This is a genomic window from Paenimyroides baculatum (assembly GCF_008629655.1).
Classification (GTDB): Bacteria; Bacteroidota; Bacteroidia; order Flavobacteriales; family Flavobacteriaceae; genus Flavobacterium; species Flavobacterium baculatum.
In genome coordinates, this window is the sequence record NZ_VWSG01000019.1 from 13,568 (window position 1) to 28,548 (window position 14,981).

Genomic DNA, 14,981 nt, shown 5'->3' on the forward strand with positions numbered 1-14,981 from the left:
GCTATTGGTTTATTTGTTCAAAAATGATGAGTGCGTTGGTGGTAATAACTTTTTCGTCTGCAGCAAATTTTTCGTTTACAAACGTGTATTCTTCATTACCAGCCACAGGATTTATCTGGCGAACGCTCATAGAGCAGTTATTTTTGTAAACCACCACATATTCTTTGTTGTTGCTAAAAACCTTGGCTGCATTTGGTATGGCAAACGCGCTGCCTTGGGTGTTGTTTTTATCGATAATAATATCGGCACTTAAACCGGGCATCAGGTTTAAATCTTGATTTTCCAGCACAACACGAGCTTTTATTACATGTTCGTTATCATCAAAAACATTGTAGATTTTATCTATTTTTCCCGGATAAACCTTATCAGGATAAGCAACCGTTCTAACTTTAACGACATCGTTTTTTTGAATGAACTTTAAATTGTTTGCGTAAATATTTACCATAACCCATACTTCTTTCAGGTTTGATATAGAAAAAAGCGCGTCGGTATCATCGTCGGTAATTGACTGACCCGTGCTCATATTTTTTTGAACAATATATCCGTTTTTTGGTGCCAGAATTTGGAAGTATCCGTTTCCGGTAGATCGAAACATTTTAAGTGACGCGTTGATTTTATCGGCTTCGATTCTGGCTGCACTTAAAGCGAATTCTATTTCTGAAACTTCGGGTTGCGATGCCATTCCGTCGTTCAACAATTCCTGTTTGCTTTGCAGCTGTTTTTTGTAAAGCGCGATTTGGTTTTCCTGATATCTTTTCTGTTGAACCAGATCTTGAATTTCGTTCGATTTTACCACACCCAGAACCTGACCTTGTTTTACGTAGTCGCCCAATTCAAAATGCACTTTTTCAATGATTCCCTGTAGCAGACTTTTAAAGGCAACCAAATCGTTTTCGTTGTATTCTATTTTGCCCGATAACGCCAGTTGTTCGCTTATTGGCTGTTCGGTAACGGCTGCCATTGTGGTGGTTTTTTTAAGCTGATCGCTTAAACAGAACGCTTCTGTGGTTTCCGGCTGGTTTTCTGCTGTTTCGGTTTTTGTTTGGCAGGCTGTTAAAAGTAAGCCCGACAATAAAATTAGTAAGCTGTTTTTTTTCATCATGTTAAAAATCTTTGCCCGTTATGTATTGTAGTTCTTCAACGGTATGGTGGTAATTTTCCAATAATTCAAGATACGCCTGCTGTGCTTCGCGGTATGCCTGTGTAAAATCGATAAATTCTATTAAAGTGATTTGTTTGTTTTGCAGGTGTTTTTTGTAGTTTTCAATCATTTGTTCCTGCTCGGATGTTTTAATATTCGACCAGTTTTTTAACGATTGATCCATCAATACCAATTGTTCTTGCAAAACGTTGACGGTGGTTGAAAGTTCGGTTTCTAAAACCTGTTGCTGCGTTAGTTGTTGATCAATGTTGTGCTTTGCTGCCCTAATTGCCCCTTTGTTAGTATTGAACACAGGCAGATCGATACTTACACCAACGCCAACAAAATCTCGCATAATGTTACCTCCACGGTCGTAATTAACCTGAAAAGTAAGATCGGGCACGCGTAATGCTTTTTCTAATTGTAACTGGTTTTGTGCCATATTGGTTTCGTTCAACTGGCGCTGTAATGCAATATTGTTTTCTTTTGCCTGATCTTTAATGTTCAACGGAATTTCTTTCGATACAAACGAAAGATCAGAAAAACGAATATCAGAAAGATCTAACGACGCATTCTGGGTAAGCAATCGCATTTTATTCAAACTTTCCGTTTTCTCTTTTTCCAGTTCAATTTTTTCCTTCTGCAAACCGATCAGTTCGGTCTGAATACGGTAAAATTCAGCCGTTGGGATGTTTTTTAAAGCAGCCTGGCGTTCGTACTGACTGTTCATCTGTGTGAACAAATCTACAATGCTGTTCAGTAACGTTTCTTTAGTCTGAATTCTGTTTAACGAATAATAATTCTGACGCATTTCTTTTTTCAATCCGCGCATTAATTCTTCAAAATCAAAAACGGCACTGTTTTTCTCCAGCTGTTTAATAGCGACTCTTTTCTTACGTTTGCCAGCGGTTTCAACCAATTGTTCCAGCTCTATGGAGATTTGCTGATTGTTGCCGTAATTTCCAAACAAAAAAGGCTGCTCTTCAATCTGATAAGTTTTCCACAAATTGACTTCCGAAATACTCAAGGTAGGGTTAGGCCACAGTTTTTCCTGCACAATTTCGGCATCGGCTTTGGCAATGTTGTATTTTCCGGAAATTAAAACGTAGTTTTTTTCTAAAAACTGTTGTTCAAGATCGGCAACGGTATAGGTTTGGGCTTTCACAAAAGTGGTAAACCCTATTAAAATTATGGACAGATAAATTCTTCTCACTTCTACATACTTTTAGCGGTTCAAAAGTAGAAAGTGAAGATTAAGGCAACGGGTGTTTAAAATTAGAATTGCATTAGAAAACCAGTTTTCAATAAAAAACCTGCTCGATTAGAACAGGTTGCGTTTTTAAAAAGAAGCTAAATCTATTTCGTTTACTTCAAGTTTTCTTTCACAAGGAGATAAATCTAAAAAAGTATAAGCAGGTTTTGGGCTTACTTTTGGATCTTTGTGCGGACAATATTTTCCGTCAACCCTTTCATTAAAATTTAACCCGCAAGATTTACATGCAGCACCAGCTACATCAATGGATCTGGCACAATTTCCAAAATCAACCATCTTGGTGTAAAATGGAGCATCTTTTGAAAGTAAATCCGGATTTAATACCAACTCTTTAGCAAAACTATAAGCTATGTTTTCGTATATATTTCCAATATCAGACAAAGGAATAAACGATAATACATTTTCGCTTTCATGCGGATTTGCTATATAGTCTTTATAAGAAGTTTTAGAAAAATCATATCGTAACAAGGTAAATTGATATGCGTTATAATCTTTTGAGAAATGCATTAGATTATACACCACTAATGGTTCGCCATCTTCATTTAATTCGTCTTCACCAATACTTACTTTATATGTTATTGTATGCGTTTTTTGCGATTCATATACAGCAATAGAATTTACATCCATATTGATTAATTGTACTATTTCAGAATCTGCATTATTGTTGTTAAAAAATTGCTCTTTTAAAGATGCATACAAATTATAATTTTTAGCTTCTAAATATTTTTTCTCTAACGCTTCTTGATTAAGGTTAAATGTTTCTCCATCAGGAAAATCGCTTGCATATCCTATAAGATGATTTGGAAGTAATCGGTCTTCAGATTGAGCATAACCACAAAAGCATAGTGCAGTTAGTACTATTGAATAAATTTTTTTCATAAAACAATTCTCTATATTTAAAAATAAAGCAAAAGCCCAATAAGGGCTTTGTGCTTAATAAAAACGTTCAAAATTATACGTACCAAAATTAAAAAACAGTTCGGTTTTGGTTACAGGCAAATCTGCATCGTACCTATTTTCGGTTTCGAATTTTATAGTTGATTGTGGAAAATCAATGCGTAGATAGGTTTTGCCATTTTGTACGTAAGTGTGCATTACAAAATTTAAATCGTTAAACTTTCTATTATCGTTATCAGGTTCGCTATAACTCATTTGTAATCGTTGGTAGGGTATGGTACAATTGTTACAGTTTCCGTTTTCTACACGGTTAAAATTATAAATATTATATTGTGTATCGCTGGTATAATTCTGGTTTAAATTGTTAAAACCGTTATAAATTTCGGTACCTTGTTTTACTATACGCATTTCGCCTACCAAAGCATCGTACTTAAACGTACCACCGGTTCCGGGGTATGTTCTTGTGAATGTTTTTTTAGCAAATTTAACTTCATAAACTTTGTATTGGTGTCCGTTCATGTTTAATGTAAATCGCCAGTTACCAACAAACTGGTTTAAATAGTTGTTTACATCTTTATGATAATAACCTTCATGACCATAACTAATATTGGTTGTCATATCAAATAGATCTACTGTTGTGAACTGCTGTGCTTGTATGCTTGTATTTAATGCAAACATACTTACTATTAATGCTATATATTTTTTCATGTTTTTTAATTAAGAATTGTTTCTATTGGTTGTGTATTATCAAAAGGATCTTTTGAATTTGCCGGCAGGCTTAATGCGCGCCATTTACCATTAAACAGCCCGCCATCATCGGGCATTTTATATACCTTAACATTCAAATTATACTCTTTTAACTTAAGTAACAGCGCTTTTTCATATTTTATACTTTTGTTAGAGCCTTGCCTTGCAATGTTATCATAATATCCTTTTAAATCCTTCCTAATATCCTTCCACACTTGTGCCTGATCGTTTGCTGTCATATTATTACCGTTCATTGTTGCAAAATTGCTGTATTTGGTGGCAATATTGTCATGGGTAACATCGTTAGGTAACATAATTACATAAAAACCATCATTTACAATTAAGCTAACAAACAAATCGGGCGGGCTTTTGTCTATTGAGGGATTTTTGTTTACCATATCAAACAAAGCCATAATATCGGTATGCGAGAACATTGGGTGCACAACCGAGCCATCAGATTGAATGGTTGTATTGCCATGTGTATGGGTAAAACCTATAATGGAATGATTTGTTCTTAAAACTTTAGTACCTAATTGCGTATTGGTAACAAGTGGTAAAGCTCCAGGGGCTGTTACTTTAATTAAGTCACCTGTTTTAGTTTTTGAAAAACGATAGCCGTATTCTCTTTGTTCGTTTCTTTTATCATAAAGTTCTTTGAGCGTTACTTTATTATTTTCAACAAGGCTGTTTAAAATTTTAGAGTTTCTGTCAGTATTTTGAATATTAATCTGTATTCTTATTTTATCTAAAAAATCTTTGAATTTTTTAGTTGGATTGCTTTTAATTGGGTTAGGGGTAGAACCACCCCCACCAGAGTTTCCACCTCCACCAGGTGAACCGACAGAACCACCCCCACTACCAGGATTACCTCCCCCTGAACCACCGCCACTCGAATTATCACAACCCGAAAAATCATAGACTACTGAACCTTGAGTAGCTCTGTCACTTCCGCTCATTCCACATGATTCACCATAGTTATGTTTTGGGTTTCCCGATCCTTTACATGGTTTACCAGGTTCTACAGTTACAGTCACACAATCAGAGAGATCAAGAAATTGTCTTACTAAAGCAGGGGAATTACTGGTTGTTTGTACTGATGCGGTACTCATTAAACCATGAGAAGTACTGTAACTAATGTTTTCGTAAATATTTTCGATATCGTTTAACGGAATAAAACCTAAAATATTTAAGGTTAATTCAGGCTGTGTGATAAACTGTTGAAACGGTATCTGGTTAAAATCGTACCTAAATAACGTTACATGGTAGGTTTCATAATCTCTAGAGAATTACATTAAGTTGTATATTTCTTTCGGTTCATCACTTTCTTCTTGACCTTCTAATTTTACATAATAAGTAATGGTGTGCATTTGGTCTGATTCAAAAACCTGTACATGGTCTAAATCAATATACACTCCATTTTGTCCTTCTTCCGCAGAATTGGTTTTTATTAAACCGCCTTCTGTTTTAAATTCTTTCTGCAAAATATTATTCAGGCTTTTGTTGCCTGCGTATTTTGCTTCTAACTCTGTTTGTGTTAACACAAAACTTTTTCCTTTTAAGCCGGTTTCTTCCTGGCTTTGGTTTGGATCATTTTCTAACACGTCATCGTGCCTACAACCCATAAACAACAACGAGCAGCTCATTAAGAGTGCTAATACTTTTTTCATAAATGTTTATATTAAAATTTAAAACAAACATATACAAAAATGTTAAAATAAAAAAAATAATTATTTATTCTAAATTTAGAAAATTAGTTTCACCGTTGTTCCTTTAGGTTGGTTTGCTGATAATTGCAACTTGATATTATGAAGGTTTAAAATAATGTTTGCTATAGACAAACCAATGCCTTTGCCTTGAAATTGCTGGGTATTGTGACCGCGGTAAAAGTTTTGTTTTATCTGTTGCAGATCGATTTCGGGAATACCAATTCCCTGATCAGAAATCGACAGGCACAAACGGTTGTCTTCTTCGTAAAAAAGAATTTTTATCAGTTGGTTGTTAGAATATTTTATGGCATTACCCACCAGATTGTTCAACGCCAATTCCAGCATTTTTTCGTTGCCTTGTACAGTTAAAAGCGCATCGTTTGTTACCTGTAAATCAACATCAATCATGGCATTGTGGTACAAAACGGCATTTTCTATAACCTGCCAAACAACTTCATCAATACGTAAAGGTTCAAACTCAAAACTTGTTTTAGCACCTGATAAAAGCATCATTTGGTCTAATGTTTCCTGTAAATCATTGGTGTACTGTTTAAGCTGATTGATCGTTTTTTCGTGTTCTTCTAACGTTCGTTTTTTATTGTTGGTAACTTCTAATGTTCCGAGTAGGGCAGTAATGGGTGTGCGGAGTTCGTGCGATACATAATCGATAAAATTCTTTTGAACGGTAAATGTCTGCCCGATTTTATCGATAAAATGATTGTAGGTAAGTATCAGATCTTCAATTTCGGCGTAAGGTTTGTTCAATGCAAGCGGTTGGTTAAAGTTGTTAGTATCGCGCTCTTTAATCTGTGCAATGATTTTGTTGATGGGCTGATATGCGATGTAACCCAGATATTGCGAAAAAAAGTAGATAAAGATCAATCCGCCAACCGAAACAAGTATTAAGATATGAAGCAACGACTGCATTTGATCGTTAAATTCTTTTTTAGGTTCGCGTGTAATTACCACGAAATCGCCTTGGTTGTCGTTATAGTAAATTCCGTTGTAAAAATATTGTTCTGTGGTAATAAAATCGTTTCTTTTCTGGCGGACGCTTTCTATAAAGGTCGATGAAATATTCTTGTCGAAATACATATCGCCGCTGAACTTTTTGTTCGATGCATCGTAAACCACAATGTTTTTACGCGAAATGGTTTTTAATAACTGACTTTTAATATTCTCATGCTCCAACGTAGGTAATTCATCTTGTTCCAGATAATAAACCGCTGCCAAAAGGGTTTTGTTCTCTAATGATTGCAGTTCTTTCTTTTCCATTTGATTGTAGAAAGAAAAATAAACCGCTGTAGAAACAATCACGACGATGATGCTGAAAATAACTATGGAATATAACGATAAACGGTGCTTTAACTTCATAACTTATAGTTTAAACATATAACCAACGCCTTTCACCGTATGAATGTATTTACTGTCGTTTTTTTCTATTTTATTGCGCAGGTACGAAATGTAAACATCTACTACATTGGTATGATTGTTAAAAGTAATTCCCCAAACGGCGTTTAAAATCTGTACGCGTGTAACGGTTTTGTTTTCGTTCTCTACCAGATAATTCAACAGCTTAAATTCGCGTGGAGAAAGTTCTGCTTCTGTTCCGTTTACAAAAACTTTGTATTGATCCAGATCGATCTCCAAATCATCATATCTTTTGATATTTGATGTTTTTTCGGGTGCTTTTTGCTGATTTCTACGCGTCAATGCTTTAATTCTCGATAATAACTCATCAAAATGAAAAGGCTTGGTAATATAATCGTCAGCACCGTAATCTAATGCCGAAATTTTATCCTGAACCGAATTCAACGCACTCAACATTAAAACCGGCGTAAAATTCTTTTTAAAACGCAGCGTTTGTACCAACTGTATTCCATCAATTCCCGGCAGCATAATGTCGCAGATAATCAGATCAAACCGTATGCTTAAAAAATCGTTCAAAACATCTTCTGCCGATTTACAAAGCGTAACAATGTATCCGTTCTCTTCCAAGCCTTTAATTAAAAAGTCGCTTATTCTTTTATCGTCTTCAATTAGCAGTATCTGCATCGCAAAAGTTTTATCAAAAATACTATTAAAAATAGCAGAAAATATCGGGTTTAAAAAATCTAACCTGTTTCTAATTTACAATTATGTTTCAATTGAAGGGATAATTTGTTCGGGTTTGCGTAATTTTACGGTAATCTAGGGTACAAAATATGAAGCATACCGTTTTTTATTTGTTGATTATTGTAGGATTTATAATTGGCTGCACAAAAGAATCTAAAACTGCGACAGTTAATTTGAACAAATCGTTTGGCAACCGCAACGAAATTGTTTTGGTGATTGACGACAGTTTGTGGATTGGTAAATTGGGCGACAGTATCAGACATAAATTGGCGCAGCCCGTTGCCGGCAGTACCGATACCGAGCCGCAGTTCGATCTGGTGCAGATTGATCCTAAAATATTTACAACACGTGCAAAAAATGCGCGCAACATTGTGCTGTTTTCTACAAATACCGTGCACGAATTTCTGCTACAGAAAAGTGTGAATGCCACGCCCCAGAACTACTTTTTTTTACGTGCCCAGAATACCAGTGATTTGCTGAAACTTTTTAATACACGTGCCGATTCTATTATTTCGGTATTTAAATCGTCTGAATTAAACGAACAGATGCACGAAGTTGTTAGAAATTCTAATCAGGATCTGCATGAATTGAAAGATTATTTTGGTTGTACCTTGAAAATTCCTGATGCGTATCATTTACAGGTTAAAAACGAATTTCCTTTTTTATGGTATCAGAAAGACCTATCGTCGGGTAGTTTGAATCTGGTTTTGTATGAATTTTCGATAGCAGAAATCGAAAACGAAAGCGGATCAATTGAACAACACTTGTTACAGGCGAGAAACTACATTGGAAAAGAATTTTTGCATACCGCTAAAGATTCTGGTTATATCGTTACAGATCCTGCTAAAAATGTAACCATAACAAAAGAAAAAATGCAGGAACTACCGGTTTATAAAATAATTGGTAGCTGGGAAACCGCCAACGATTACTTAAAAGGACCTTTTGTGTGTTACGCCATTCGCGACGAATATTACAAACGCTATTTGTTTATTGAAGGATACATTAACAATCCGTTTAAAAACAAGCGTGACCAGCTGTTAGAGATTGAAGCAATTATTAAAACCATAAACTTTAATGAACATTAAAATTAAAAAATTCGACGATTTAACCGTATCGGAACTTTATAAGATATTAAACCTACGAAACGAGGTTTTTGTGGTGGAACAAGATTGCCCGTATTTGGATACCGACGGAAAAGATCAGGTAGCATACCACGTAATGCTGTGGGATGATGAGGTTTTGGCGGCTTATGCACGCATTTTTGAACCAGGAATTAAATATACCGAGAGCAGTATTGGCAGAGTGGTTGTTAATATGGCGCATCGCGAATTAAAGGTTGGTCATTTGCTGATGGAACACGCCGTAAAAGCAGTGGAAGATCTGTATAAAACAGGAAAAATCACCATATCAGCACAGGCACATTTACAACGATTTTACAACAAGCACGATTTTGAAACGGTTTCTGAAGAATATATGGAAGACAATATTCCGCATGTGGAAATGACACGAAGAAGAGAGCTTTAAAGCTCTTTTTTGATTTTTTAGGCTTATTAATTAAAGTTTACATTAGGTCTTGGTCAGGTCGAGCGTAGTCGAGACCTTAATGACTTCTCGACTACGCTCGAAGTGACGGTTTATCTAGAAAATATGTTTTAGCATAAAGTCTATACAGTCTTTTAAATAATATTTATTCAGTAATCAGTGTGATGTTTTTGTGTTCGGCAATTATTTCAAGAATCATTTCAAAATAGGTTAAACCTGTACCATTTTCAAGATCGCTGATGTTTTGCTGTATGATTTTGGTTGAAAATACGTTAGGCTGTTTCAGTTTTTCCTGATAAAATTCCATTGTAAAATCATAGCCAAACAATTTTTTGTTGTGGTTGAAGTTCGTCCAGATAAGTTCAATAGGTTCGTTTCCATCGATCAATCCAAAGCCACCATAAAAAAGATCATTCAAAGCATCAAGACTTTCTCCGATTTTCCAATCTTCCTTCGCCATAAATACTCGGTTTATCTCTTGGTATAGACTTTTTTTATCGGATATGTTGTTGCCATTTATACAGATTTTCTTTGTCATAAAAATTTCTTTTCAAGGTAAAAATAACCCAAAACTTTATAGAAACAAAAAGAGCGGAAATTACTCCGCTCTTTCTTACAAAATGATATATGATTTTCTATTTCTTTACTAATTTTTGAACAAGACCTTCTTTGGTTTTTACAATATAAATTCCTGAAGGATATGTATCAACATTTAATGTTTGTACATTTTTACCTTGAAACATCTGGCGGCCGTTCATATCGTAAACCGTAACATCGGCAGCTCTGTTAAAATAAACAGTTCCACCGTGGCTTGGGTTAGGAAAAACGTTAAAAGTTTTAGTTTCCACCGGTGTGAATTCATCATTTGAAAGGTTGGTAGTGTTCACTTCGTAAATAGTCAGTGTACCACTTATCTCGTTGGCGATAATCACGTAACCTTTACTGTTTGGACTGTCTGCTTTGTCAATATAAATAATGCCTTCGGCACCAAAATCACCCGAATAAGCAGATGTGCTTCGGTTATTTTTATAATCTGTAAAGGTAACATTGTTAGGATCGGTTACGTTGTAAACCATTACACCGCCAATACGTTCTAAAGCAATAAAAGCAAAAGTTTGTACGCCAATAGTTGCAACCGTTACACCTTCTGGTTCTGGACCTTTCGCTCTGCTTCGGCTTTTAGCAGTGTTCGCTTCATGATCGGCATTAAATATTGTTGGATAATGTGCCGCAGTGTACATTTCGAAATCGTCTCCACTGTCAAAAACAATTGCTTTGGTATCTGCATTGAAAATAGAGAAAGAACGCGATCCAACAGAACGAATTTTTTCGAATTTTCCGTCATTATCCAAATCACCATTAAGGTTTGTAGCTCTGAATCGTCCTAAATTATGAGGTTGTTTCAATACAGAAGCATTCGGAAACAACGTTTCGTCTAACAGATAACCTGCTGCATTTACAGCAATGCGTTCTTCAAAATCGTCGTATTCTTTTTCATCTCCTTCATTGGCTGTAATCAGGTAGTTTATACCGTTTGCCTTAAAACCAGCAACCGCGTCGGGAATGTAGTAAGATTCTACCGGCCAGTTTGCAATTAAGATCTCACCGTTATTGTCCGATGCATCGAAACCGTTACCAGGTATGCTCATGTCTTTTGTGCCCAATGACCAAAGCGATGTAATGCTTTTATTTGTAAGGTTGATTTCTGCAACGGCGTTGTTTTCTTGTAAAGTAACCCACGCTTTTTGTGAATCATCACTTACGGTGATATATTCCGGCTCCAAATCTTGTGATAAGGTACTGGTTGATTTTGTTTTGCGTACACCTTGCTGAACCAATTGTGTTTCCTGGCTGTTAAACGTTGTAAAGTTTAAAGTGGATACATTGTTTTGCGACAGACTGTTAATGCCCGCCGAAAGATCAATAATAGAAACCGATCCTTCCGGATCTACCGAATAATCTGCATTAGGCTGCCCTTCGTTTGCCGTAAGTACTTTATTTCCATCTTTCGTAAAAACAATATTGTCTGGTAACACGCCAACAGTTACTTGTTTTTTGTACACACCGTTGGTATCAAAGAAAACAACCGAACCGTTATTGGTTTCTATGTTATTTGGCGATGCCACAGCTACAATTCCGTTTTTAACCGCAACGCTGGTAATACCTCCGTACGGACTCATATCTATTGAGTGCGTTTTTACAGGAATCAACGGATCTGAAAAATCAATAATATCAAGAAACCCTGCAATGGCACTTGTTGCGAATAATTTTTGAGTTTGCGGATCGTGTACTACAATCTCTGTAGAACTTGAATTTGTTCCCGACGGATCAAAACTTCCCACATAATCCAGTGTAATTTCGTTGGTTTGTACTGGTGCCGTGCGATCGTTGTCTTTAATATAAAGTGTAAAGAAAGGATCACCTTCAATAGTCAGCCCAATCGGATTTTCCAATGCCAATACTACATATTCTGCATGCTGTTCTTCATTCGTATCATCAATAATAGGAATGCTTATGGTTTTTGTAGTGCCTGTTGTTCCGTCAATCTGTATAGTTTGTGTCTGAAATGTAAAATCGTTTAGGTCTGCAGTACTGAATGGCGCTGTTTTAACTACCAAATCAAAAGATGCCGTACCTGCATTTTCAACTTTTATGTCTATTGTTGCTGTGCCCGAATCTTCGTTAACCGATTTAAATTTGGTTAAGAAACTCACTTTTGGCGGTATAACCGGTGTTGTACCTGGCGCATAAGCTTCTAATGTAAAATTATCAAAACGGTTGTTTCCTACTACACCGCCTGGACCTTGAGAAAATTCAACCTTCAGTTTAAAATTCGGATTATTATCTGCCGCAGCTACACTGCTAAAATCAAGTGTCTGTAAAGTAGGATCTCCGTCTACAGGGTTAATGGTAGCAAATGTAGTATAGGTAGTTCCGTTTGTTGTATAAGACCAAGTTTGCGTACCTGCTCCAGAACCGGAACGTTTTGTTGTAAACTTAACAATAGGATTTTCGTAACCTATTGTAGGCAGACTGAAAACCAAACTGCCACCAATTGGATTGTTAAAACGCAGATGATTACCCGAAACATCGTTGTTGCGAGCATTTAGGTTATTAAGGTTAAAATTGTTACCTGTTCCGTTGGCATAGTCAAAAGCGGTTGAAGCACCTAATGTATTTGTTAAAGTACTTGTTCCTACTAATGATACATTTGGTGTACTGATTGTTTGTGCCGAAGTTGGGTTGTTAAAATTCCAGTAATGCAGCAGTGTTTGTGCATACAAGTTAAATCCCGAAAACAGGAAAGTTGCAATAACGCATGTTTGTGTAATTTTTTTCATTTCTTTTAGCTGATTTGTGCAGCAAAGCTGATAAAATAAACAGCAAATACGATTACGCCGATACTATGAAATAATTATTTAAAGGTTAGTAAACTTCTTGTTTTGTAAATTTTGTGCACTGTTGTACGATGTGTCTAGATTTTATGATATAAAGATTAAATCATTTCACTTACAAATTTAATTTTTCCTTAAAAACAACTATTCTTCTGTTCTATTGTTTTATAATGCTACATTTTAGTGTTGTTATTTTAGATTACGTTGCTTAAATAAATATACTAATACCGAAACCGTTACTGTTAGAAATTATCAGAAATCTTAATTAGAAAAAGGTTAGTAGACCTTTTGTTTTCCACATATTATTACGACAAATAAATGCGCATAGTTGTGTGAATGTAGAACAAATTCTACAGTTAACATGTTTGTGGTACTACAAACGGTTCTGTTTAAACTATATATTTTTGCTTAATAAAAGAAATGTCGTTTTGATAGACGGTATATTTCTCAATTTAATTCTAAGAATATAATTTTTTGTTAATTGAGGAATGTAAAATGAAAACGGTTCTATTAGATCTTTTAATTTAATAAGTAAGTGAATGAAGAAGGTTGCTGTTTTGGTTGACGATCATGCATTGTTTGCAGATTCGTTTGCCGTGTTGTTGGAAAAGATGGGAATATTTGATGAGGTTCATACATTCAATGATCTCAAAAAAAGGTTAAACTATCTTCTTAGAAATTCAAGAAATGAGCTGTATCTATTTATAGATTATTATTTGAGAGATAGTTTGGGAGTCGAAATGATTAACGATGCCCGCAGAATAAATAAAAATGTTAAAATAATTGTGGTTAGCAGTGTAACACATGCTGTTGCGGTGCGAAGTATCATGGCATTTCAACCGAATGCATTTATTTCAAAGACTAGTGGTGTTGATACAGTGGTAGAATGTATAAGTTGTCTTATCGAAGATAAGTTTTATTACTGTCCTATTATAAACCAATGTTTAAAAGAGTTGCAAGAGGAAAAAGAAGTATGGTTAAGTTCAAGAGAAATTGAAATATTGCGCTATTTCGCTCAAGGCTTTTCAGTGAATGAAACCGCAGAGAAATTTTTCTTAAGCAAGCACACGGTAGTATCGCACCGTAGGAAAATGATGAGAAAAACAAATACCAACACCATTACAGAACTGTTGAGTTACGTACGGAAAATGGGATTGAGTTTAGATTAAATTATTAGTCTGAAAAAGTTAATCAAAATTCACTTGATAATTCATTAATCTTGTAAGTATAACGATATAAAAATAAGTTAATATATAAGAAAAAAACACCCTCACAAAGGGTGTTTTTAAGGAGTTTAGAAGGCTTTATTAGTTACGCTATTAAAGTCACCAACTAAAAAGCTGTTACTTCGATAAGTACTAATGCAGAATTTTCTTCTTAACCCAAAACTTAAAAAATATAATCACATAAAAACAACGTCTAATTATTAGTCTGTCTTGATAATGTAAGGTTACACAATAAACAAACCTGCAATTGCAGCGGCATCGCTGCCGCTTAAAACTTCGTCATAAGCTGCCGAACCTGCTGCTTCACCAAAAGCTGCTGCAGTATTAAAGCCTGCCTGCATTACGTTATCTTCACCTGCGTAAACAGCATCTGTTGCTGCGGGCATGTTTCCGCCGTTCGCTAGTTCAATCCAGCCTTTGTTGGCACGCATTCTTCTGACTTGCGATGCATGTCGTGCTTCAACAGAATGTATCTGTAGCGCAGCCTGTAAAATCTGTCTGCTTTCCATTACATTACCTGCCTGGCCTTTATAGGCACGCACACCTGTATCTTCAAAAGCTTGTGCAAGTATTAAAAACTGGTTGTAATCTGTAAAGGGACTAAAATTGCCACCCGCAGTAAAATCGAATGTAGGTTTGCTTCCCGGTGTTTCTCCTAAAGAAGTTAACGCTGCCTTTAAAAACGAAACATGTGCTGTTTCGTGCTTTGATATCTGCATAAAAACGGTTCTGTCTGTAGATGGAATTAATCCGCCGGCATCCAATCCCATACGGTAATATTCATCTTCCAAATATTCTAAAATCAAAGCAAGCTGTAGCGCATCCGTAAGTGCACCCGCACGCGCAGTGTAAGCCGTTGTTGCGGTTGCTGCCTTTGCCGGTGCAGATAATAAGGTCCCCAATCCTAACGGAATGGCTGCTATTGCTGCTTTGGTACTA

14 protein-coding genes are annotated in these 14,981 nt (G+C 35.7%); 3 read left to right on the forward strand and 11 right to left on the reverse strand.

The window, feature by feature from the left end; translation table 11 throughout:
* Nucleotide 1 precedes the first annotated feature (1 nt).
* From F0460_RS15510 to F0460_RS15545, 8 genes are all read right to left on the reverse strand, one after another.
* Nucleotides 2-1,102 carry an efflux RND transporter periplasmic adaptor subunit gene (locus tag F0460_RS15510; RefSeq protein ID WP_150014881.1) on the reverse strand — a complete coding sequence of 367 codons (1,101 nt, stop codon included), beginning with the start codon at nt 1,100-1,102 and terminating at the stop codon, nt 2-4.
* 1 nt (nt 1,103) lies between these two features.
* Entirely contained in the window at nt 1,104-2,354 is a 1,251-nt protein-coding gene (locus F0460_RS15515; RefSeq protein WP_150014883.1) for a TolC family protein, read from the reverse strand.
* Between the two features lie 126 nt (nt 2,355-2,480).
* Nucleotides 2,481-3,293, reverse strand: coding sequence for a hypothetical protein (locus tag F0460_RS15520; protein ID WP_150014885.1), 813 nt, complete (start codon nt 3,291-3,293; stop codon nt 2,481-2,483).
* Nucleotides 3,294-3,347: 54 nt separating this feature from the next.
* On the reverse strand, nt 3,348-4,019 hold the full coding sequence (locus F0460_RS15525; RefSeq protein WP_150014887.1) for a DUF6705 family protein: 672 nt from the start codon (nt 4,017-4,019) through the stop codon (nt 3,348-3,350).
* 5 nt (nt 4,020-4,024) lie between these two features.
* Complete coding sequence (locus tag F0460_RS15530) at nt 4,025-5,167, reverse strand: hypothetical protein (RefSeq protein ID WP_150014889.1); 1,143 nt, start codon at nt 5,165-5,167, stop codon at nt 4,025-4,027.
* Nucleotides 5,168-5,344: 177 nt separating this feature from the next.
* Nucleotides 5,345-5,725, reverse strand: coding sequence for a hypothetical protein (locus F0460_RS15535; RefSeq protein WP_150014891.1), 381 nt, complete (start codon nt 5,723-5,725; stop codon nt 5,345-5,347).
* A gap of 75 nt (nt 5,726-5,800) precedes the next feature.
* Nucleotides 5,801-7,138, reverse strand: a complete 1,338-nt coding sequence (locus tag F0460_RS15540) for a sensor histidine kinase (protein WP_223810837.1) — start codon at nt 7,136-7,138, stop codon at nt 5,801-5,803.
* A gap of 3 nt (nt 7,139-7,141) precedes the next feature.
* Complete coding sequence (locus tag F0460_RS15545) at nt 7,142-7,819, reverse strand: response regulator transcription factor (protein WP_150014893.1); 678 nt, start codon at nt 7,817-7,819, stop codon at nt 7,142-7,144.
* Between the two features lie 149 nt (nt 7,820-7,968).
* Here F0460_RS15545 and F0460_RS15550 point away from each other — a divergent pair, with 149 nt between their 5' ends.
* Nucleotides 7,969-8,964, forward strand: a complete 996-nt coding sequence (locus tag F0460_RS15550; RefSeq protein ID WP_150014895.1) for a DUF4837 family protein — start codon at nt 7,969-7,971, stop codon at nt 8,962-8,964.
* Nucleotides 8,954-9,403 carry a GNAT family N-acetyltransferase gene (locus tag F0460_RS15555; RefSeq protein ID WP_150014897.1) on the forward strand — a complete coding sequence of 150 codons (450 nt, stop codon included), beginning with the start codon at nt 8,954-8,956 and terminating at the stop codon, nt 9,401-9,403. The genes F0460_RS15550 and F0460_RS15555 overlap by 11 nt, the downstream gene beginning before the upstream one ends.
* Nucleotides 9,404-9,566: 163 nt before the next feature.
* Here F0460_RS15555 and F0460_RS15560 read toward each other — a convergent pair whose 3' ends face one another.
* Nucleotides 9,567-9,959, reverse strand: coding sequence for a barstar family protein (locus tag F0460_RS15560; protein WP_150014899.1), 393 nt, complete (start codon nt 9,957-9,959; stop codon nt 9,567-9,569).
* Between the two features lie 97 nt (nt 9,960-10,056).
* Nucleotides 10,057-12,762 (reverse strand): choice-of-anchor I family protein, encoded by a 2,706-nt coding sequence (locus F0460_RS15565; protein ID WP_150014901.1) that lies wholly within the window; start codon nt 12,760-12,762, stop codon nt 10,057-10,059.
* 593 nt (nt 12,763-13,355) lie between these two features.
* On the opposite strand from F0460_RS15565, the gene F0460_RS15570 reads away from it, so the two are divergent.
* Entirely contained in the window at nt 13,356-13,985 is a 630-nt protein-coding gene (locus tag F0460_RS15570) for a response regulator transcription factor (protein ID WP_150014904.1), read from the forward strand.
* A gap of 281 nt (nt 13,986-14,266) precedes the next feature.
* On the opposite strand, the gene F0460_RS15575 is transcribed toward F0460_RS15570, so the two are convergent.
* Nucleotides 14,267-14,981, reverse strand: a 715-nt coding sequence (locus F0460_RS15575; RefSeq protein ID WP_150014907.1) for a ferritin-like domain-containing protein, incomplete at its 5' end; no start/stop codon positions are given.

Bases quoted from the DNA above. Each gene is read 5' to 3' on its own strand.
- F0460_RS15535 (WP_150014891.1), bottom strand. From the start codon at position 5,725: ATGAAAAAAGTATTAGCACTCTTAATGAGCTGCTCGTTGTTGTTTATG.
- F0460_RS15570 (WP_150014904.1), top strand. From the start codon at position 13,356: ATGAAGAAGGTTGCTGTTTTGGTTGACGATCATGCATTGTTTGCAGAT.
- F0460_RS15520 (WP_150014885.1), bottom strand. From the start codon at position 3,293: ATGAAAAAAATTTATTCAATAGTACTAACTGCACTATGCTTTTGTGGT.
- F0460_RS15510 (WP_150014881.1), bottom strand. From the start codon at position 1,102: ATGATGAAAAAAAACAGCTTACTAATTTTATTGTCGGGCTTACTTTTA.
- F0460_RS15540 (WP_223810837.1), bottom strand. From the start codon at position 7,138: ATGAAGTTAAAGCACCGTTTATCGTTATATTCCATAGTTATTTTCAGC.
- F0460_RS15525 (WP_150014887.1), bottom strand. From the start codon at position 4,019: ATGAAAAAATATATAGCATTAATAGTAAGTATGTTTGCATTAAATACA.
- F0460_RS15530 (WP_150014889.1), bottom strand. From the start codon at position 5,167: ATGAGTACCGCATCAGTACAAACAACCAGTAATTCCCCTGCTTTAGTA.
- F0460_RS15555 (WP_150014897.1), top strand. From the start codon at position 8,954: ATGAACATTAAAATTAAAAAATTCGACGATTTAACCGTATCGGAACTT.
- F0460_RS15565 (WP_150014901.1), bottom strand. From the start codon at position 12,762: ATGAAAAAAATTACACAAACATGCGTTATTGCAACTTTCCTGTTTTCG.
- F0460_RS15550 (WP_150014895.1), top strand. From the start codon at position 7,969: ATGAAGCATACCGTTTTTTATTTGTTGATTATTGTAGGATTTATAATT.
- F0460_RS15545 (WP_150014893.1), bottom strand. From the start codon at position 7,819: ATGCAGATACTGCTAATTGAAGACGATAAAAGAATAAGCGACTTTTTA.
- F0460_RS15560 (WP_150014899.1), bottom strand. From the start codon at position 9,959: ATGACAAAGAAAATCTGTATAAATGGCAACAACATATCCGATAAAAAA.